The organism is Rahnella contaminans (assembly GCF_011065485.1).
GTDB lineage: Bacteria > Pseudomonadota > Gammaproteobacteria > Enterobacterales > Enterobacteriaceae > Rahnella > Rahnella contaminans.
Window position 1 is genome coordinate 233,987 of the sequence record NZ_JAADJS010000004.1, and the last position, 19,356, is coordinate 253,342.

A 19,356-nucleotide genomic window follows, 5' to 3' on the forward strand; every position below is an offset into this window, starting at 1 on the left:
CAACTTGACCGCATGTTAGAAGTTACGTCATCTTTAAGACGACCCGAATTCACGGCGTGGTGCGCCTCAGGCGCATCAAACCCACCCGAATTAACGAAGGACTGGCCCTATGACTGAACAGCAAAATGCGTCGAATAATCCGCTCTTAACACCGTTCTCCCTGCCGCCTTTCTCTGCGATCAAACCCGAACATATCGTCCCTGCGATGCAATCTGCGATCGAAGAAAGCCGCCAGACGATTGAACGCGTGGTCGCTCAGGGCGCGCCTTATACCTGGGAAAATCTGTGCCAGCCGCTGGCGGAAAGCGACGACCGTCTGAGCCGTATCTGGTCGCCGGTCGGGCATCTGAACGCAGTCAAAAACAGCCCGGAACTGCGTGAAGCGTACGAGCAATGTCTGCCAATTTTATCTGAATTCAGCACCTGGACCGGGCAGCACGCCGGTTTGTATCAGGCTTATCGCGATTTAAAAGACAGCGAGCATTTCACTACGCTGTCCGTTGCGCAGAAAAAAGCGATTGATAACGCGCTGCGTGATTTCGAGTTATCCGGCATTGGTTTGCCGGTCGAAAAACAGAAACGCTACGGCGAAATTTCGGCGCGTCTGTCTGAGCTGGGTTCGACGTACAGCAACAACGTGCTCGATGCCACGATGGGCTGGAGCAAGCTGATTACCGATGAGGCCGAACTGAAAGGCCTGCCGGAAAGCGCACTGGCGGCGGCGAAAGCGCTGGCCGAATCGAAAGAACAGGAAGGCTGGCTGCTGACGCTGGATATCCCGAGCTATCTGCCGGTGATTACCTATGGCGAAAACCGTGCGCTGCGTGAAGAAATGTACCGCGCGTTCGGCACCCGTGCGTCCGATCAGGGCCCGAATGCCGGTAAATGGGACAACAGCGAAGTGATGGCAGAGATTTTGTCGCTGCGTCACGAGCTGGCTCAGCTGTTAGGTTTTGATTCCTTCGCGGATATGTCGCTGGCCACCAAAATGGCCGAAAGCCCGAAACAGGTGATTGATTTCCTGAGCGGTCTGGCGACGCGTGCCCGCCCGCAAGGCGAACGTGAACTGGCGCAGCTTCGTGCTTTTGCGAAAGAACATTTTGGCGTGGACGAAATGGAAGCCTGGGATTTGCCGTTCTACGGCGAAAAACAGAAACAGCATCTGTTCTCCATCAATGACGAGCAACTGCGTCCGTATTTCCCTGAACAACGCGCGCTGGAAGGGCTGTTCGAAGTGGTGAAACGCATTTACGGCATCACCGCCAAAGAACGCAAAGACGTGGAAACCTGGCACAAAGACGTGCGCTTCTTCGATTTGTTCGATGAATCCGGCGATTTGCGCGGCAGTTTCTATCTCGACCTGTATGCCCGCGAACACAAGCGTGGCGGAGCCTGGATGAACGATTACGTCGGCAGTATGCGTAAAGCCGACGGCAAACTGCAAAAGCCGGTCGCGTATCTGACCTGTAACTTCAACGGCCCGGTCGGCAATAAACCGGCGCTGTTTACGCACAACGAAGTTACCACGCTGTTCCACGAATTCGGCCACGGTTTGCATCATATGCTGACCCGCATCGACACGCCAGGCGTTGCCGGAATTGCCGGTGTGCCGTGGGACGCCGTCGAACTGCCAAGCCAGTTTATGGAAAACTGGTGCTGGGAGCCGGACGCGCTGGCGTTCATCTCCGGGCATTTCGAAACCGGCGAACCGCTGCCGAAAGAGATGCTGGATAAAATGCTGGCCGCGAAAAACTATCAGGCGGCGCTGTTTATTCTGCGTCAGCTGGAATTCGGTCTGTTCGATTTCCGCATGCACGCGGAATATGACCCGGCAAAAGGCGCGCAAATCCTGCAAACCCTGGCAGAAATCAAGAAGCAGGTTGCGGTTGTGCCGTCACCAAGCTGGGGACGCTTCCCGCACGCCTTCAGCCATATCTTTGCAGGCGGTTATGCGGCGGGTTACTACAGCTATCTGTGGGCGGAAGTGCTGTCTGCTGATGCCTATTCCCGCTTCGAAGAAGAAGGGATTTTTAACCGCGAAACCGGGCAGTCGTTCCTGGATAATATTCTGTCGCGCGGCGGTTCCGAAGAGCCGATGGAGTTGTTCAAACGCTTCCGCGGGCGTGAGCCGCAACTGGATGCTATGCTGCGCCATTACGGTATCAAAGGATAATTTCTGCCTGTGAGTGTGTGTTTACTCTGTGAAGAAGGCGCCGATGAAGGCGCCTTATCTGTTCTGGCGCAGCGCTGGAATCTGACGTCCGACCCGGATGCCGTGATGGCGCTGGTGCTGACGCCTGAGCGTCTGGAATTACGCAAACGCGACGAGCCAAAACTCGGTGCCATTTTTGTCGATTTCGCCGGCGGCACGATGGCGCATCGTCGTAAATTTGGCGGCGGACGCGGTGAGGCGGTGGCAAAAGCGGTCGGCATCAAAGGCAGTTATCTGCCGGATGTCGTCGATGCCACCGCCGGTCTGGGCCGCGATGCGTTTGTGCTGGCCTCTCTGGGCTGCAAAGTGCGGATGCTGGAACGCAATCCGGTGGTGGCGGCTTTGCTCGACGACGGGCTGGCGCGTGGCTACCGTGATGCGGAAATCGGCCCGTGGCTGCGTGAACGCATGACGTTGCTGCATGCTTCAAGCCTGACCGCGCTCTCTGAGCTTTCGCCAAAGCCTGAAGTGGTGTATCTCGATCCGATGTATCCGCACAAACAAAAAAGTGCACTGGTGAAGAAAGAGATGCGCGTGTTTCAGGGGCTGGTTGGCCCGGACGAAGATGCCGATGGCCTGCTGGAACCTGCGCGCAGGTTAGCGACCAAAAGGATTGTAGTGAAACGCCCTGACTATGCGCCACCGATGGCGGACATCGCTGCGCAGGCTGCGGTTGTCACGAAAAGCCACCGGTTTGATATTTATACGCCGCTGTAAATTCCCATAAAAAAAGAGGTGCCACTGGCACCTCTTTCTCATCAACGCGCAGACGTCGCGTCTTACGCTTCTTCTTCCTCGTCACGCAATGGCACGATCAGCATGTCGATATGGACGGTGTTGATCAGCTGGCGTGCAGAGGACATCAGCTTGCTCCAGAAATCCTGGTGGTGGCCGCACAGCACTAAATCCACGCCGTATTTGTTGATGGCATCGACCAGCACCTGGGCTAAATCACCGCTGCCGCTCAGGGTTTCTGAAATCGGGTAACCGGCGTTTTGCGAAAGCTCGTTCAGCGCGTGGTGCGTTTCTTCGGAAATACGTTTCTGCATGTCGCCCAGGTTCACGTCAATCAGGCCGGTGTAGAGGTCTGAATAGTTCACATCAACGTGGATCAGGGACACCTTGGCGTTATACGGACGCGCCATGGAAACCGCTTTCTCGACTAAAACTTTGCTCTCAGGTGAGAGGTCAACAGCAATCAATATGTGTTTGTAAGCCATAAGAAAACTCCTTCCATAAGTCAGTTAAAAGCTATATCAGCATCATGCGAATGTCATGACGTCAGTATAGCGCCAAAATGGTGAGACAAATCAAGCATACAGATCCCATTTCCTAATCTGACAATCTATAGATACAAATAATATGAACACTTACAGATTCGTTTCCTACACTCAATAATGCAGGCTTCTCCTGCTTTAGCATTCTTCTGTGATAAGAAAAGAGGGCGGGCGAACGTTGCCCGGGGGTGTGAAATCGCGGAAAGGCAGGGCGAAACGTCGGGTGTGCGGCAGATTTTGAGCGGCATTGCGCGGTGTCAGTTCGCCTTGAGGGGGAATCATGATCAGTCCCGTTGCGCTGTTTTGGGCTTTATGTTTTGTGTGTGTGGTGAATATGCTGCGTTATTACTCGTCTTTGCGCGCGTTGCTGGTGGTGCTGCGGGGCTGTGATCCGTTGCTGTATCAGTACGTGGACGGCGGGGGATTCTTTACTTCCCACGGCCAGCCCGGCAAGCAGATAAGACTGGTTCGCTATATTTATGCTCAGCGCTATGTTGAACATCACGACCCTGAGTTTATCCGCCGGTGTGAAAGAGTACGCGGCCAGTTTGTCCTGACGACATGTCTGGTTGGACTGATTCTTATCAGTATGATGGCCATGTTGATCTGGTACTGACACGTCTAAAATCGTTGCGAGGAAAGTGTGAAAAAGGGAATAAAAAAAGGCGACCGGTTCTGAGAACAAGGCCGCCTTTTTTACATCCGTGCCTGAGCACGCAGGTTTATCAGATAAGCTTCAGCGCAATCCAGTACAACACGCCGGAAAGAACAATCGACACGGGTAGGGTTAAAATCCACGCCATAGCGATGTTTTTCACGGTTTTAGACTGAACACCGCCGCCATCCACAATCATGGTGCCTGCAACCGCAGAGGACAACACGTGCGTGGTGGAAACCGGCATACCGGTGTAACTGGCCACACCGATAGACACCGCTGCCGTCATCTGCGCAGACAGGCCCTGAGCGTAGGTCATGCCTTTCTTACCAATCTTCTCACCGATGGTGGTCGCAACGCGCTTCCAGCCAATCATGGTACCCAGCGCCAGCGCCAGCGCGACCGCGATGATGATCCAAATCGGGGCATATTCGACAGTTTGCAGAATGTCGGTTTTCAGCTCGCCGAGGAAGCGTTTATCCGCCGCGGAAGTTTCCGGCAGTTTAGCGACTTTATCGGCAGTATCAGAAACACACATTAGCAGGCGGCGCATGTGGCTGCGTTCTTCCGGTGCCAGATCGCTGTAAGACTGAAGATTAGTCAGCAGTGTCTGCGCACGGCCAATCGCATCAAGTGCGTGGCTGCTGTCGCAATGGAACACTTTTGTCTCATCGGCTGGTGCGATATTGACGTCCGGTGCAGGCACCAGAGGCGTCTGCGCCACAACGTGTGGCACCGCATCAACATGCTGCGAATAATACTGGCCGAGGTGCGTCACGGCGTCGCGGGTACGGGCAATGTCGTAACCGGTCGCGCTCATGTTCACCACGAAACCTGCCGGAGCCACGCCAATCAACACCAGCATGATCAGGCCGATACCTTTCTGACCATCGTTCGCTCCGTGAGAGAAACTCACGCCGATTGCGGACAGAATAAGGCCAATACGGGTCCAGAATGGCGGCTTCTTCTTGCCGTCTTTCTTTTCACGTTCTGCCGGCGTCAGGTGGATACGGGCGTGTTTTTTATTCCCGCTCCAGTAGCGACGCAGCAGGAAAATCATGGTTCCCGCCATAATCATCCCGACCAGCGGTGAGACGATCAGTGAGGCGAAAATGCCAATCATTTTCGGGATGTTTAACGCATCAACCACTGACGTGTGGGTCATCAGCGCGTTAGTCAAACCCACGCCGATAATAGCGCCAATGAGGGTATGGGAGCTGGACGCCGGCAGACCAAAATACCAGGTGCCGAGGTTCCAGATGATCGCCGCCAGTAACATAGAGAACACCATGGCAAGGCCATGCGCGGAACCTACATTCAGCAACAAATCGGTTGGAAGTAAATGGACGATGGCATAGGCCACGCTCAAACCACCGAGCAGGACGCCAAAGAAGTTAAATACCCCTGCCATCACGACCGCTAATTGCGAACGCATTGCCCGGGTGTATATGACGGTTGCTACTGCGTTGGCCGTATCATGGAAACCGTTAATGGCTTCATAGAACAGAACAAACAGTAACGCGAGAATCAATAACGAACCGGTATGAATATCCAACCCGGCAAATAGATGCAGCATAATTGTTACGCCAGTTAGTGGTCATGAACGCCGCGCATTATCTGCGAGAACAGGGGGACGGGAAAAGGAAAATATGACATTTTTTTGACTAAAAACAGTTCAATATTTGGCTTTGTTTCAATTTATTTTTTATATATCAAAATCTTATTCCTCGTTTAGGTGCTGAAACATTTACTTACGACGTTCAGAAAACCACCTCTCTGGCTGGTTTCAGGGGCGTCTGTCCCTTACAATCCGCGTCGCAATGCGGCTAAAGCCCATTTGCACAGGGGGAAGCCCTGTCTAAAACGTAGCTGAAATTTCCGGTAAGAGAGGCCAAAAGTGGAACAGGTTGATGTGGTAGTCATTGGTGCGGGTGCGGCAGGCATGTTCTGTGCAGCGCAGGCCGGACAGGGTGGCTGCCGGGTTCTGCTGCTGGATAATGGCAAAAAAACCGGACGAAAAATTCTGATGTCGGGCGGCGGTCGCTGCAACTTCACCAATCTGTATGCCGAACCGGCTGCCTATCTTTCAGAAAACCCGCATTTCTGTAAATCCGCGCTGGCGCGTTACACCCAGTGGGATTTCATCGATCTGGTCAACCGCTACAACATCGCCTGGCACGAGAAAACGCTCGGCCAGCTTTTTTGCGATGATTCAGCGACACAAATTGTGGCGTTGCTGGATAAAGAATGTGAACGGGGGAATGTCGATGTGCGTCTGCGCAGCGAGATTTCAGACGTTCAGAAAACCGAAGATGGCTTTATTATCAAAGTGAATGGCTCAACTGTAAGTACTCACTCACTTGTGGTTGCCAGCGGCGGACTTTCCATGCCGGGGCTGGGCGCGTCGCCTTTCGGTTATCGTCTGGCCGAACAGTTTGGCCTGAAAGTGTTACCGACCCGCGCCGGTCTGGTGCCGTTTACGCTGCACAAGCCGCTGCTCGACCATTTGCAGACGCTTTCCGGCGTCTCCGTGCCCGCTGTGCTGACCGCGCAGGATGGCACGGTGTTCCGCGAAAGCATTCTGTTTACGCATCGCGGGATGTCCGGCCCGGCGGTTCTGCAACTTTCCAGCTTCTGGCAGCCTGGCGAGTTTGTGAGCGTTAACTTACTGCCTGATATCGATCTGGCGGCGTTTCTCAATGCACAGCGGCAGGAACACCCGAACCAGAGCCTGAAAAATACGCTGGCGATGCAACTGCCTAAACGTCTGGTGGAATGTCTGCAAACGCTCGGGCAACTGCCGGACGTCACGCTGAAACAGCTGAACGTGCCGCAACAGGCCGAACTGGTTGAGCAATTGCAAAACTGGCAGGTTCAGCCGAACGGCACCGAAGGTTACCGCACGGCGGAAGTCACGCTAGGCGGCGTCGATACGCGCGAACTTTCCTCCAAAACCATGGCCGCGGCAAAAGTGCCGGGTCTGTATTTTATCGGCGAAGTCGTGGATGTGACCGGCTGGCTGGGCGGATACAATTTCCAGTGGGCGTGGAGCTCCGCCTGGGCGTGCGCGCAGGACCTGATTTCCCGACCGAAGGGCGCGAAATAGCCACATGACAGGGGGATTTCACCGTTTCTTCATTTTGTCCCCCCTGTTTCTGACATCCTGCGGAACGTTATCTGACATGCAGGTGAAAGAGCATACCGATGCCGTGCGGGCGCTGGCCTGTTCGGGCGATCTCGATGAGATGGTTAATGGCGTTGTCCGCCAGTATCAGAAAAAAGAGAAAGCGGCGGGCCTTGCGATAGGCATTATCAGAAACAACGGCGAGGCCAGAACCTGGGGCTACGGCTACACTAATTCCACCCACAGCTACAGAATCGACGGGGAAACCCTGTTCGCGCTGGGTTCTGTGAGTAAAGGCGTGACCGGCGAAGTGGTGGCCGGGCTGGTCAATAAAGGCCAGTTGCGCTGGGACGATAAACTTTCCGATTTGCTGCCGAAAAATATCCCGCTGAGCGAGGATGCGAAAAACATCACGCTGTTGCAGCTGGCGACACACACGTCCGGTCTGCCGCGACAAAACATGAATAAAGACATGCTGGAGAGTTTTCTCCGCTATCTCTACACCGGCGACAATTTCTATCACGAGCTGGACAGCGATTCCGTCGTCAACGATCTGTCAGGGTTTAAAAAGCCGGAGAAGCGCGAGCCGCAGTATTCCAATTTAGGCTACGCGCTGTTGGGGTATATTCTCAAACTGAAAACCGGCGAAGACATCCAGCAACTGTCTTATGATTTTATTTTCCGCTCGCTAAAGATGGATAACACCAGTTTTTATGCGACGCGCCTGAAAGACTATCCTTACCGCGCCATCGGGCATGCGGGCGATCAGCCGAAATTTATCCCGCGCGGCGAAGTGGTGCCTGACTGGCATTTCTCCAATAACATGGTGGCCGCCGCCAGCCTGTACAGCAATGTGGACGACCTGCTTAAGTACCTGCGTGCTCACATAGATGGCTCAAAAAATGGTGATCTCAACATGGCGATCAGCGACACGGAAAAAGTATATTTCCAGCGAGCTATCGAGGCGGCGAATATCGCGTGGGTGACGGATCACATCAGCCATCAAACGATTACGTATCAGGTCGGCTATATCGGCGGCTATTCCAGTTATATTGGTTTTGATAAAAAACATCAGAATGCCGTGGTGGTATTACAAAACACCTTTAACTGGAGCAATTATATTGGTCATGATCTTTTGCTGAGAATGGCGATGGCCGATGATTATCGCGGGAAGTGCCATTGATATTGTTTTCGTGAATGTGTGCGTGCTGAATAATCTGACTGATTTATGTAAATAAAAATTTTTACATATTAGAATTCAGAAGGGGGGATTGTTTCATAACAGTTTTATAGTTTCTTTCCGACAGTCTTGCGCCGAATCAGATATTTCTTTTCCGAAAATAATATAACCTGCCTGAAAATTATCATGCCCTGCGGGGACTCTCTTTTCGCAAAGGACTGTTATGTTCTCCCTGACTCGTAAAAAAAACGCCTGCCTTGCCGGCTTACTGATGTTGTCCGGCGCAGCCGTTGCCGCTGATCCCGCGCCGGTTGTCACTACGGAACCTGCCGTAACGGCGGCACCTGAAAAACCGGCTGCTGTTGCTGCCGCCGAAGCTGCTCCGGCAGCGCCTGAGAAACCGGCACCGTTTGTTGCCACTGAACCTGCTCCGGCAGCGCCTGAGAAACCGGCACCTGTTATTGCCACTGAACCTGTTCCGATAGCATCTGAAAAATCCGCCCCCGCTGTTACCGAAATTCCGGCTCCGCTGACCGTTTTACCGACATCGGCAGCCACCGTTCCTGCGGCGAAAGAAGAACCGAAAGCGCCGGTAAAACCTGTGTTCAGCCTCGACAGCGAAGAGCAGAAACGGGCTTACGCCAGCGGTGTCGCGATGGCGCGTTACATCGAAGAACAGATTGAGCAGCAGAAAGCGCTGCACATCGCCATGAGCAAAGACATCATGCTGGCCGGGATCGCAGACACCTTTAATAATCAGGTGAAAATGAGCGATCAGGACATTCACACGACGCTGACGGCGTTTGATGAACAGGTCAAAGTCCTGACGAAAGCAGAAATGGATAAAAAGAGTGCCGCGGATAAAGCCTTCCTCGCTGATTTCGCCAAACAAGATGGCGTGAAAAAGACCAAACAAGGTTTGCTGTACTTGGTTAAAAACAAAGGCGAGGGCAACGTACTCAAAGATACCGATACGGTTGAAGTTGGCTATCAGGGCAAACTGGTGGATGGCACAATCGTAGACGGCCCGCAGGTTGAGAATGCTAATCAAGTCTTCCGCGTGGCGAATATGCCGCCGGTTCTGCGCGACAGCGTAAAACTGATTCGCAAAGGCGGTGAGATTCAGGTGGTCATTCCGCCTGTTGCCGTTGAAAACGCCAGTGACGCAAATCGGCCGGACGTAGTGGTGATCTACACCATTACCGTGGTGGATGTGAATAAAGCACAGTAATCCGGATGAATAAGAAAGGGCGCCCTTGTTTATACAGAGGGTGCCCTTTTTTTGTGTCAGAATTTTGTTTCATAACAAGGAATTAGCCCTGGTGCACCGCAATATAGCGTTCAAACTTAGACGGTTTCAGCTGACTGAGATCCACCAGAACCAGCCCGTCGATGCAGTGGTTGAATTCCGGGTCGCTGCCGAAATCAATAAACTGCACGCCGCCGGTTTCGCAAAGTTCTGAATACTGCTTATACAGCGCCGGAATACTGCAACCGAGGTTTGCCAGCAGACGTTTCAGACGCTGCAAATCTTCCTGATAGTCATCACCGCAAAACTGTGCGAGCACGTCGGGCAAAGATGCCGGATAAGGGCGGCGTGACGTCGCCAGCGGCAGCGCGGGCGCGAAATACAGGCGATAAAAGGTGACCAGTAAATCGCGTGCGGCCAGCGGTAAGCCGCCGGAAATCGACACCGGGCCAAACAGGTAACGCGTTTGCGGATATTTCGCCAGATACGCGCCGATGCCGAGCCACAAATAATCCAGCCCGCGTTTGCCCCAGTACGCTGGCTGAATAAAGCTGCGTCCGAGTTCAATGCCCTGTGCGAGAATCGGGTCCATCTGATGGCCGTACTGGAACAGGCTCTGGCTGTAAATGCCGTTCAGGCCTTTGCTGGCGACCTGTTCGGCGGTCGGGATAAACCGGTAAGCGCCGACGATTTCCAGCGCCTGCGGATCCCACAACACCAGGTGATAATAATCGTCATCGTAACCGTCGAGATCGCGACGACGGCCGCTGCCTTCGCCTACGGCGCGGAACGCAATTTCGCGCAACCGCCCCAATTCGCGCAGTATCGGCACGTAATCTTCGCCGTGGCGGCGATAGAGATAAATCATTTTGCCGTCGGGTGTTTTGCCCAGCACTTCACTGGCTTCCAGCGCATGTTTCAGCACGGCGCGGTCTTCTGCGCGGGCAATCGACGTTTCGGTATGAAACAGCTCAGGCTTTCCGCTGCCAAGGCGATACACGTGTTTTCGGAAACGCGCGGCCAGATCGCCCGCCGTCATTTGTCCGTCGTGCCAGCTGGAATAAGGAATGCGCGCGCCGATTTTCAGCGTCAGGCTGTTACCGCGTTGCCCGAACATTTCATGAACCAGCAATAACGTGCTGAGCGGGCGGTAAATCATTGAGCTGAGATAAAACAGCGCGCTGTTGCTGCCGCCGATATGCACCGGAACTACCGGCGCACGGGCTTTGGCAGCAAGGCGGATAAAACCGGTATGCCATTTGCCGTCGCGCACGCCTTTCGAACTCATGCGTGACACTTCACCGGCCGGAAACACAATCAGCACGCCCTGATTCACCAGATGCTCCTGCATCAGCGTGACCTGATTGCGTCGGGTGCGATTGCCCATATTATCAACCGGGATCATCAGGCTGCCGAGCGACGTCACCAGCGACAGTATCTGGTTCGCGACCACTTTGACGTCAGGGCGTACAGACGCCACTGCGTGCAATAATGCCAGCCCGTCTAGCGTTCCGATCGGATGGTTGGCGACGATAACTACCGGCCCGTAGCTTGGGATTTGTTCCCGGTCGCGTTCCGTCAGTTCACAGCGAATATTAAAATGCTCCAGCACCTGTTCGGCCATATCAATGCCTTTCAGATGCTGATGTTGTTCGGCAAAGCGGTGGAATTCTTTTTCGCGGAACAGGGCTTTTAGGAGACGGCGTTGCCAGGAAGGGGTCTTGTGCTGCGGGTCGAGATCCTGAAACAGGGTATCCATGCTGAACATAGGATGTCCTCCGGTTGAAGTCATCTGACCATAGTCAGCCGGTGTGACAGTGATGTGTCAGTAAAATGACAGAATAACGAACCTTTCCGGCGCTGAATTATTTCCGTATAGTGCCCGCGCCGGACTATAGTGTGTAGGTAAAATCAACAACTCAGGGGAGGGAATTCGAAATGGACAAAAAACCTGTTCCTGATTTATTGCTCCCTATGTCAAAACCGACTAAAGCCATTAATAAACTCATTGCGGCTTTCCGCACGGCGTCCGCCCCTCTTGAGATAAAGGGAAAAGAGTCTGTTATTGAACTGAACCCGGTAAAGGAACAGGCAAAAGTAGTCTTAGTATTAGACGGCGCGCTGAATATTTACCGTACTGCCGATAACTTACGTTTTGTCAGAGCCGCTGCGCCAAATCTATTTGGCATGCAGGGTTCACCGTTCCGCTATAACCTTTATCAGTTCAGAAGTGAAAAAGGGGCGGTACTCGAAACGTTACCTTTTTCCCGCGCGATGGAACTTGTCAGTGAACATCAGTTGTTCAAAGAAGTCCTGCATTTCCAGACGTACCTCAGTGACTTTCAGGCCTACCGGACCAATTTGCTGATCAGCAAATCAACGTATCAGATTGTCTGCGCCTTCCTGTTTGAACTTGAATTGATGCCGCCGGAGCAACGGTTACGCACCAGCGTTTTTAATTATATTCATGAGCATACTCACCTGGCCCGTAGCGGTGTGATGAAAATTTTGTCCGATTTACGGCAGGGTGAATATATTAATATTGAGAACGGCAAGCTTATTGCGATCCTCAAAAAATTCCCTCGGGAATATTAAAACATGCAACGGGGTTGTTTAATTTACCAGACAGGCGACGCCTTCTAAATTATCCTTAGATAATTAATCGGTGTCTGGCTGGTTATTGTTACCGGCATTGATGTTCGATGACGGTGATAGTGCCGGTATTCCAGCACGATATCGTTGTTTCGGTCGACAAAATCCATCCGGCTGCCCGCCAGCGTGCACATATCGGCAACCGCAGAGGCATCCCGCTGTTTTGAAAGCGGCGTACCGATGGGGTAATCAAAACTGATATTCGCCGTGACTTCATTCTGGTCAGCATTACCTTGTTTATATCCCGCGCCGATCGTCACCAAAGGCACCGGCGTGTAATCCACGCCCAGCGTCACAGAGGTCGGGTCTTCCTCAAAACTGTCGGTGCCAAAAAGCGCAACCTGATTGCGGATAACAAGGTAAATAGATCGGGAGCCGGACGTTCTTCGTCATTATCGAAGTCCGCTGACGCTTTCCACGCAGACAAAGGAATAGAATAGTTTCCGCTAAGTTTTAAGAAATTCGTGCACACTTCAGAACCTAAATGGCCGGGTTCTCCATTCTCCAGAAAGGTAGCGGTTCCGGGGCTCTTAAATCGGTGTTTCAATTTGTTGCTAAAACAACCTATTGCTAATAAAGTCCAAGACTCATTTACGGCTTTGCAACATGCCAGAACCTTCTTCGTGAGACGTCGATTTCCATGCCTGCTCCCGCTTTGCCCGAAAGTTCGTCTTCAAAAACCACATTACGGATCCTCTCCATTCTGGTTTTCAACTTTGCTAACTACCTGACGATCGGCCTGCCGCTGGCGATTCTGCCTGGGTATGTCCACGATCATCTCGGTTACAGCGCGTTCTGGGCGGGGCTGGTGATCAGCTTGCAATACTTCGCGACGCTGCTGAGCCGTCCGCACGCCGGGCGTTACGCCGATAAAGTCGGGCCAAAGCGCGTGGTGATGCTCGGGCTCAGCGGCTGCCTGCTTAGCGGCGTGTTCTATTTGCTGGCGTTATGGATGGACGCGTCACCGGCGGCCAGCCTGACGCTGTTGTGCGTCGGGCGTTTACTGCTGGGCGCGGGACAAAGTTTTGCCGGAACCGGTTCGACGCTCTGGGGCATCGGCGTGGTCGGTTCGCTGCATATCGGCAAGGTGATTTCGTGGAGCGGGGTGGTGACGTATGGCGCGATGGCAATTGGCGCGCCGCTCGGTGTGGGGATTTTCAGCCTAGGCGGCCTGACGCTGTTGTCGGTGTGCATAATTCTGGTAGCGCTGACGGCGTTACTGGTGGCGTGGCGTAAACCGCCGGTCGCGGGGAAACCCGTCACGCAAATTCCGTTCAGCCAGGTGCTGGGGAAAATTTTGCCCTACGGCATGATGCTCGCGCTGGCTTCCACCGGCTTTGGGGTGATCGCCACGTTTATCACCCTGTTTTACGATGCTAAAAACTGGTCCGGCGCAGCGTTCTCGCTGACATTTTTCAGTGCAGCGTTTGTCGGCATGCGGTTGCTGTTCCCGAATTGTATCAACCGCTTTGGCGGCTTACGCGTTGCACTGGCGTGCTTCGTTGTTGAAATCGTGGGGCTGATCCTGGTCTTTTTCGCACCGACGGCGCTGGTCGCCATGGGGGGCGCATTCCTGACGGGCGCAGGCTTCTCGCTGGTCTTTCCGGCGCTCGGCGTGGTGGCGGTTAAGAAATTGCCGCAGGACAATCAGGGCAGCGCGCTGGCGACCTATTCTGCGTTTCTTGATTTGTCACTGGGAATTACCGGCCCGCTGGCGGGAATGCTGATGGCGCAGGCCGGAATTGATTCGATTTACCTCGGTTCTGCGTTGCTGGTGTTTATTGCGATGGCGCTGGTTCTGAGGCGTTTACCGCGCGAAACCAGCGCCTCTGTCAGGACAGATTAAACGCCGCGGATGCGCCCCATATGCAGCGTATCCACCAGTTCGCCGTCGCGCAGGGCGTAGTACGGGCTGCGGCCTTCAATGCTAAAACCATACTTCTTGTACAGCCCGATGGCGGCCTCGTTATCGGCATACACCGTCAGTTCGACGCGTTTCACCTGCAACCATTTGTCGCAGAGTTCCAGCGCCGCTTCAAGCAACTTGCTGCCCACACCACGCCCCTGAAAGCCGGTATCCACGCCAATCCCGAAGGTCGCCACATGACGTCGCCGCCACGGTTGCTCGACCATCAGCGTGAGATTGCCGACGAGTTTGCCGTCAATGCAGGCCACCAGCGCGAATCTTCCCGGCGCAGAGTTTGCCAGTCGGTCTTCCCATAGCGAGGCGGGCGGATAAGGGAGCTGGAGAGTGTCGCTGTAAACAGGAACCTGAGCGTATAGGTGCTGAAGCGCCTCTGCATCTGCGGCTTCAGCGTGACGTATGACTATTTCGCTCATGGCGACACTCCTCTTTTTATGGTTACTGTTTGAATATCCTCTACATTTATCAGGAATAGGAAAACTGTCAATCGAATGTTTGGTGAAAAAAAATGCTTTACAAGTGCGAATGATAATGATTATTATTGCCATGCGTTCCGGGGATGGCCTCACACCAAGGTCAAACGGGTCCCCATGAATGCACGACATTGCTCACATTGCTTCCAGTATTACTTAGCCAGCCGGGTGCTGGCTTTTTTTTTCCTTCCTATTTCGCGCTGTGGATGCGTTGGCTGCGTGCGCTCACCCGAATCACATACTTATGTATGCTCATCGGGATTCACTTTCTTGCCGCCTTCCCACAACACGAACTATTTCGGAAAAACTGCTTTCCTATTTCGCGCTGTGGATGCGTTGGCTGCGTGCGCTCACCCGAATCACATACTTATGTATGCTCATCGGATTCACTTTCTTGCCGCCTTCCCACAACACGAACTATTTCGAAAAAAAACACATCTTTTCTCTTTTCCAAATCCTTCTCATGTCTTCTACAAATCCTTTGGATTTAATCATCTGCATTTGTTCATATTTTTTGAACAGAGGGGTGAAGTTTTTACGCTTTCTTATTCTCAGCCGTTGACTAGACTAGAGAAAACATTGAGGAGAGTTGAACATGATCTACTTACGCAAAGCACAAGAACGCGGTCACGCAAGTCACGGCTGGCTGGAAAGCTGGCATACCTTCTCTTTTGCCGATTACTACGATGCGAACTTTATGGGCTTCTCCGCGCTGCGGGTGATCAATGAAGATTTCATCGATGCGGGGCAGGGTTTTGGTAAGCATCCGCACAAAGACATGGAAATTCTGACTTACGTGCTCGAAGGCACTGTGGAACATCAGGACAGCATGGGCAATAAAGAGCAGATTCAGGCCGGTGAATTCCAGATTATGAGCGCCGGGACCGGTGTGACGCATTCCGAGTACAACGGCAACAGTGACCGTAAACTGCACCTGTATCAGATCTGGATTATTCCCAATCAAAAAGGGCTGGAACCGCGTTATGAACAACGCATGTTTGACGCGCCGCAGGGCCGCCAGCTGGTGCTCTCTCCGGACGCCCGTGACGGTTCGCTGAAAGTCTTCCAGGATATGGAATTGTCCCGCTGGGCGCTGAAAAAAGACGAACAGTCTGTTTATCAGATTCAGGCTGAACGCCGCGTGTGGATCCAGGTGGTGAAAGGCACGGTGTCCATCAATGGCCAGAAAGCCGGGCCGAGCGATGCGCTGGCGATCTGGGATGAAACGGCGCTGTCCGTTCACGCCGATGAAGACAGTGAAATTCTGCTTTTCGACCTGCCACCGGTCTGATGATTTCTGGCACTCCGCTAAAGGCGACTCCGGTCGCCTTTTTTGTTTTTGTCCCTTAGTCCTTTTCCCCGCGTTTGCATTGCTGAATCTTTCAGCTTCGTGACGGCATTCACACCCGCAACAAATCGACCGGCAATTTTTTGACCCCCTTCGCACATTAGTTTCTGTTCTATGGAAACCGGTTTCCAAAGTGATTCAAATACCCTCAGCAAGAGAAACGGGCAGAACATAAATCATCTGGGAGTGAAGCAAAAATGAAAAGAATCATGCTTTGTTGTTCGGCGGGGATGTCGACCAGTTTATTAGTTCGCAAAATGAAAGAGGTCGCTGCGCAGCGCGGTGAAGACGTGCAGATTGATGCGTTCGGGGCCAGCGAGTTTGACGAGAAATTCCGTGATTATCAGGTGGTGCTGCTCGGGCCGCAGGTGCGTTATATGCAGGCTGATTTATCCAAAAGGGCCGCAGAATTCAATATTCCGGTCGAAGTCATCAACATGATGGATTACGGCATGCAGCGCGGCGACAACGTACTCGACTTCGCCTTCGGCCTGATCGCACAGGAAGGAAGCCGCGTATGAGTGGCCTTTATCAGGCGATGGTCAACGTCATTGAGAAACATATCACGCCACTGGCCGGCAGCGTCGGTCAGCAGCGGCATGTGATCGCCATTCGTGACGGATTTATCGCGGCGTTGCCTTTTATGATTATCGGCTCGTTTATGCTGGTCTTCATTTTTCCGCCATTTTCACCGGACACCACCTGGGGTTTCGCGCGTGGCTGGCTGGATTTGTCGCTGAAATACCGCGAACAGCTGATGCTGCCGTGGTATCTGAGCATGGGGGTGATGACTTTTTTCATCTCTGTCGGTATCGGCGCGAGTCTCGGTAAACACTACAAACTCGACCCGATCATGACCGGACTGCTGGCGTTTATGGCCTTTCTGCTGGTCGCTGCGCCCTACCATGACAAACAAATTTCGACGCAATACTTCTCCGGTGAAGGCATTTTCACTGCGATCCTGACGGCGATTTACGCCGCCGAAGTCTATGCGCTGCTCAAACGTCGCAACATTACGATCCGCCTGCCAAAAGAAGTCCCGACCGGCGTGGCGCGCTCGTTTGAAATCCTGATCCCGGTCGTCGTGATTGTCGCCACGCTGCATCCGCTGAACCTGTTTATTCAGTCCGCCACGGGCATGATTATTCCTGAAGCGATTATGCATCTGCTCGCGCCGCTGGTTTCTGCGTCTGATTCCCTGCCGGCGATTCTGATTTCGGTATTTATCTGTCAGGTGCTGTGGTTCGCCGGTATTCACGGCGCGCTGATTGTCACCGGCATTATGAACCCGTTCTGGATGACCAATCTTGCGCTGAACCAGACCGCGTTACAGGCAGGCGAACCGCTGCCGCACATTTATCTGCAAGGTTTCTGGGATCACTATCTGCTGATTGGCGGCGTCGGCTCGACCCTGCCGCTGGCGATATTACTGTTGTGCAGCAAGGCCGTGCATCTTCGCACCATTGGCAAAATGGGCGTGGTGCCGAGCTTCTTTAACATCAACGAACCGATCCTGTTTGGTACGCCGATTATCATGAATCCGGTGTTTTTCCTGCCGTTCACCTTAGTGCCGATGCTCAACGCCGTTTTCGCGTATACCGCCACCAAACTCGGCTGGGTCGCGCAAGTGGTGTCGCTCACACCCTGGACAACGCCTGCGCCAATTGGTGCGTCATGGGCCGCAAACTGGGCATTCAGTCCGGTAATTATGTGCCTGTTCTGTATGGTGTTATCAGCAGTGATGTATTACCCGTTCCTGAAAGCGTACGAACGCACATTACTCAAACAGGAAGCGGAAAAGGCCGGTGCCCAAACGGCGGGTAACGCCGTACCGGTCAACAGCTAAAACGCAAAGCAACGGACAGCGAGGATAACGATGAAATACGCATTTCCAAAAGAGTTCTGGTGGGGCAGTGCCAGTTCTGCGCCGCAGACGGAAGGTGAAACCCTGAGTCACGGTAAAAGTGCGACGGTATGGGATCACTGGTATTCGCAGCAACCGACGCGTTTCCATAACGACGTCGGCCCGCAGGACACATCGACGTTTTATAAAAACTGGCGCGAAGATATCGCGCTGCTGAAACAGCTGAACCACAACACTTTCCGCACATCGATTTCCTGGGCGCGTTTGATCCCCAACGGACGCGGTGAAGTGAATCAGGAAGCGGTCACATTTTATAATCAGGTTATCGACGAAATGCTGGCGCAGGGCGTGCAGCCGTTTATCAATCTGTTCCACTTCGATATGCCGATGGCGATGCAGGAAATTGGCGGCTGGGAAAACCGTGATGTCGTTCAGGCTTACGCCAAATACGCCGATACGTGTTTTGAGCTGTTTGGCGATCGCGTGAAGCATTGGTTTACGTTCAACGAACCGGTCGTGCCGGTGGAAGGCGGGTATCTTTATGACTTCCATTATCCGAATGTGGTGGATTTCAGACGTGCAGCCACTGTGGCTTACCACACCATGCTGGCGCATTCTCTGGCGGTGAAAGCCTATCGCGCCCGCAACCCTGGCGGCGAAATCGGCATCATTCTTAACCTGACGCCGTCGTACCCGCGCTCGCAAAACCCGGCAGATCTGAAAGCGGCGAATATTGCGGATCTGATGTTTAACCGCAGTTTCCTTGACCCGGCGCTGCGCGGTGAATATCCGCAGGAACTGGTAGATTTGCTGAAAAAACACGATCAGCTGCCGGCCTGTCAACCGGGTGATAAAGCGCTGCTGCAACAGGGCGTGGTGGATTTGCTCGGCATCAACTATTACCAGCCGCGCCGCATTCAGTGCCGCGACAGCATGGTCAATCCAGAAAGTCCGTTTATGCCGGAATGGTTCTTTGATAACTACGTCATGCCGGGGCGCAAAATGAACCCGCACCGTGGCTGGGAAATCTACGAGCAGGGGATCTACGATATCCTCACTAATCTGCGTGAAAACTACGGCAATCCGCGCTGTTTTATTTCTGAAAACGGCATGGGCGTTGAGCATGAACTGCGCTTCGAAAAAGACGGACGGATTGACGACGATTACCGTATCGAATTTGTCAGCGGACATCTGAAATGGCTGCACCGGGCATTGCAGGAAGGCAGCGGCTGTCTCGGCTATCATATGTGGACATTTATTGACTGCTGGTCATGGATGAATGCCTATAAAAACCGGTATGGTTTCATTCAGCTGGATCTGGAAACGCAGAAACGGACGGTGAAGAAAAGCGGCGAATGGTTCGCGGCGGTATCTGAAAATAACGGTTTCGATTAACAC

18 protein-coding genes are annotated in these 19,356 nt (G+C 53.2%); 12 read left to right on the forward strand and 6 right to left on the reverse strand.

Annotation, left to right across the window (positions count from 1 at the left end):
- Positions 1 to 109 precede the first annotated feature (109 nt).
- Together prlC and rsmJ are read left to right on the forward strand one after the other, a co-directional pair.
- Positions 110 to 2,173, forward strand: a complete 2,064-nt coding sequence (gene prlC / locus GW579_RS18320) for an oligopeptidase A (protein ID WP_165060912.1) — start codon at positions 110 to 112, stop codon at positions 2,171 to 2,173.
- A 9-nt stretch (positions 2,174 to 2,182) separates the two neighbouring features.
- Complete coding sequence (gene rsmJ / locus GW579_RS18325; protein WP_152327586.1) at positions 2,183 to 2,929, forward strand: 16S rRNA (guanine(1516)-N(2))-methyltransferase RsmJ; 747 nt, start codon at positions 2,183 to 2,185, stop codon at positions 2,927 to 2,929.
- Between the two features lie 62 nt (positions 2,930 to 2,991).
- Here rsmJ and uspA read toward each other — a convergent pair whose 3' ends face one another.
- Positions 2,992 to 3,432, reverse strand: coding sequence for a universal stress protein UspA (gene uspA / locus GW579_RS18330; protein WP_014333460.1), 441 nt, complete (start codon positions 3,430 to 3,432; stop codon positions 2,992 to 2,994).
- Between the two features lie 337 nt (positions 3,433 to 3,769).
- Between uspA and uspB the strand changes: the two genes are divergently transcribed.
- Positions 3,770 to 4,105, forward strand: coding sequence for a universal stress protein UspB (uspB, locus tag GW579_RS18335; protein ID WP_152327585.1), 336 nt, complete (start codon positions 3,770 to 3,772; stop codon positions 4,103 to 4,105).
- Positions 4,106 to 4,214: 109 nt separating this feature from the next.
- On the opposite strand, the gene pitA is transcribed toward uspB, so the two are convergent.
- Positions 4,215 to 5,720, reverse strand: coding sequence for an inorganic phosphate transporter PitA (gene pitA, locus GW579_RS18340; RefSeq protein WP_152327584.1), 1,506 nt, complete (start codon positions 5,718 to 5,720; stop codon positions 4,215 to 4,217).
- 321 nt (positions 5,721 to 6,041) lie between these two features.
- Between pitA and GW579_RS18345 the strand changes: the two genes are divergently transcribed.
- The 3 genes from GW579_RS18345 (at position 6,042) to GW579_RS18355 (ending at position 9,679) form a co-directional block, all read left to right on the forward strand.
- On the forward strand, positions 6,042 to 7,250 hold the full coding sequence (locus tag GW579_RS18345; protein WP_165060915.1) for an aminoacetone oxidase family FAD-binding enzyme: 1,209 nt from the start codon (positions 6,042 to 6,044) through the stop codon (positions 7,248 to 7,250).
- A gap of 4 nt (positions 7,251 to 7,254) precedes the next feature.
- The gene (locus GW579_RS18350; RefSeq protein WP_165060918.1) at positions 7,255 to 8,451 is read left to right on the forward strand and encodes a serine hydrolase domain-containing protein; all 1,197 of its coding nucleotides are present in this window, start codon (positions 7,255 to 7,257) and stop codon (positions 8,449 to 8,451) included.
- A gap of 220 nt (positions 8,452 to 8,671) precedes the next feature.
- Positions 8,672 to 9,679 carry an FKBP-type peptidyl-prolyl cis-trans isomerase N-terminal domain-containing protein gene (locus tag GW579_RS18355; RefSeq protein WP_165060921.1) on the forward strand — a complete coding sequence of 336 codons (1,008 nt, stop codon included), beginning with the start codon at positions 8,672 to 8,674 and terminating at the stop codon, positions 9,677 to 9,679.
- A gap of 82 nt (positions 9,680 to 9,761) precedes the next feature.
- Here the strand turns inward: GW579_RS18355 and olsF are convergent, their stop codons facing one another.
- A complete protein-coding gene (gene olsF / locus GW579_RS18360; RefSeq protein WP_165060924.1) occupies positions 9,762 to 11,465 on the reverse strand; it encodes a bifunctional ornithine lipid synthase OlsF in 1,704 nt (567 codons plus the stop codon).
- Between the two features lie 170 nt (positions 11,466 to 11,635).
- Between olsF and GW579_RS18365 the strand changes: the two genes are divergently transcribed.
- Positions 11,636 to 12,292 (forward strand): helix-turn-helix domain-containing protein, encoded by a 657-nt coding sequence (locus GW579_RS18365; RefSeq protein WP_152327579.1) that lies wholly within the window; start codon positions 11,636 to 11,638, stop codon positions 12,290 to 12,292.
- Positions 12,293 to 12,336: 44 nt separating this feature from the next.
- Here the strand turns inward: GW579_RS18365 and GW579_RS18370 are convergent, their stop codons facing one another.
- Entirely contained in the window at positions 12,337 to 12,714 is a 378-nt protein-coding gene (locus GW579_RS18370) for an inverse autotransporter beta domain-containing protein (RefSeq protein ID WP_165061181.1), read from the reverse strand.
- Positions 12,642 to 12,821, reverse strand: a complete 180-nt coding sequence (locus GW579_RS23965; protein WP_193333200.1) for an inverse autotransporter beta domain-containing protein — start codon at positions 12,819 to 12,821, stop codon at positions 12,642 to 12,644. The genes GW579_RS18370 and GW579_RS23965 overlap by 73 nt, the downstream gene beginning before the upstream one ends.
- Before the next feature lie 168 nt (positions 12,822 to 12,989).
- Here GW579_RS23965 and GW579_RS18380 point away from each other — a divergent pair, with 168 nt between their 5' ends.
- Positions 12,990 to 14,195: an MFS transporter gene (locus GW579_RS18380; RefSeq protein WP_152327577.1), complete on the forward strand. Its 1,206-nt coding sequence runs from the start codon at positions 12,990 to 12,992 to the stop codon at positions 14,193 to 14,195.
- On the opposite strand, the gene GW579_RS18385 is transcribed toward GW579_RS18380, so the two are convergent.
- Complete coding sequence (locus GW579_RS18385) at positions 14,192 to 14,689, reverse strand: GNAT family N-acetyltransferase (protein ID WP_152327576.1); 498 nt, start codon at positions 14,687 to 14,689, stop codon at positions 14,192 to 14,194. The genes GW579_RS18380 and GW579_RS18385 overlap by 4 nt on opposite strands.
- A gap of 652 nt (positions 14,690 to 15,341) precedes the next feature.
- On the opposite strand from GW579_RS18385, the gene GW579_RS18390 reads away from it, so the two are divergent.
- The 4 genes from GW579_RS18390 (at position 15,342) to GW579_RS18405 (ending at position 19,353) form a co-directional block, all read left to right on the forward strand.
- Positions 15,342 to 16,037 (forward strand): pirin family protein, encoded by a 696-nt coding sequence (locus GW579_RS18390; RefSeq protein ID WP_152327574.1) that lies wholly within the window; start codon positions 15,342 to 15,344, stop codon positions 16,035 to 16,037.
- 254 nt (positions 16,038 to 16,291) lie between these two features.
- Positions 16,292 to 16,615, forward strand: a complete 324-nt coding sequence (locus GW579_RS18395; RefSeq protein ID WP_152327573.1) for a PTS sugar transporter subunit IIB — start codon at positions 16,292 to 16,294, stop codon at positions 16,613 to 16,615.
- Entirely contained in the window at positions 16,612 to 17,940 is a 1,329-nt protein-coding gene (locus GW579_RS18400) for a PTS sugar transporter subunit IIC (RefSeq protein WP_152327572.1), read from the forward strand. Before GW579_RS18395 ends, GW579_RS18400 begins: the two co-directional genes overlap by 4 nt.
- 30 nt (positions 17,941 to 17,970) lie before the next feature.
- A complete protein-coding gene (locus GW579_RS18405; protein ID WP_165060930.1) occupies positions 17,971 to 19,353 on the forward strand; it encodes a glycoside hydrolase family 1 protein in 1,383 nt (460 codons plus the stop codon).
- The last annotated feature ends 3 nt before the right edge of the window (positions 19,354 to 19,356 follow it).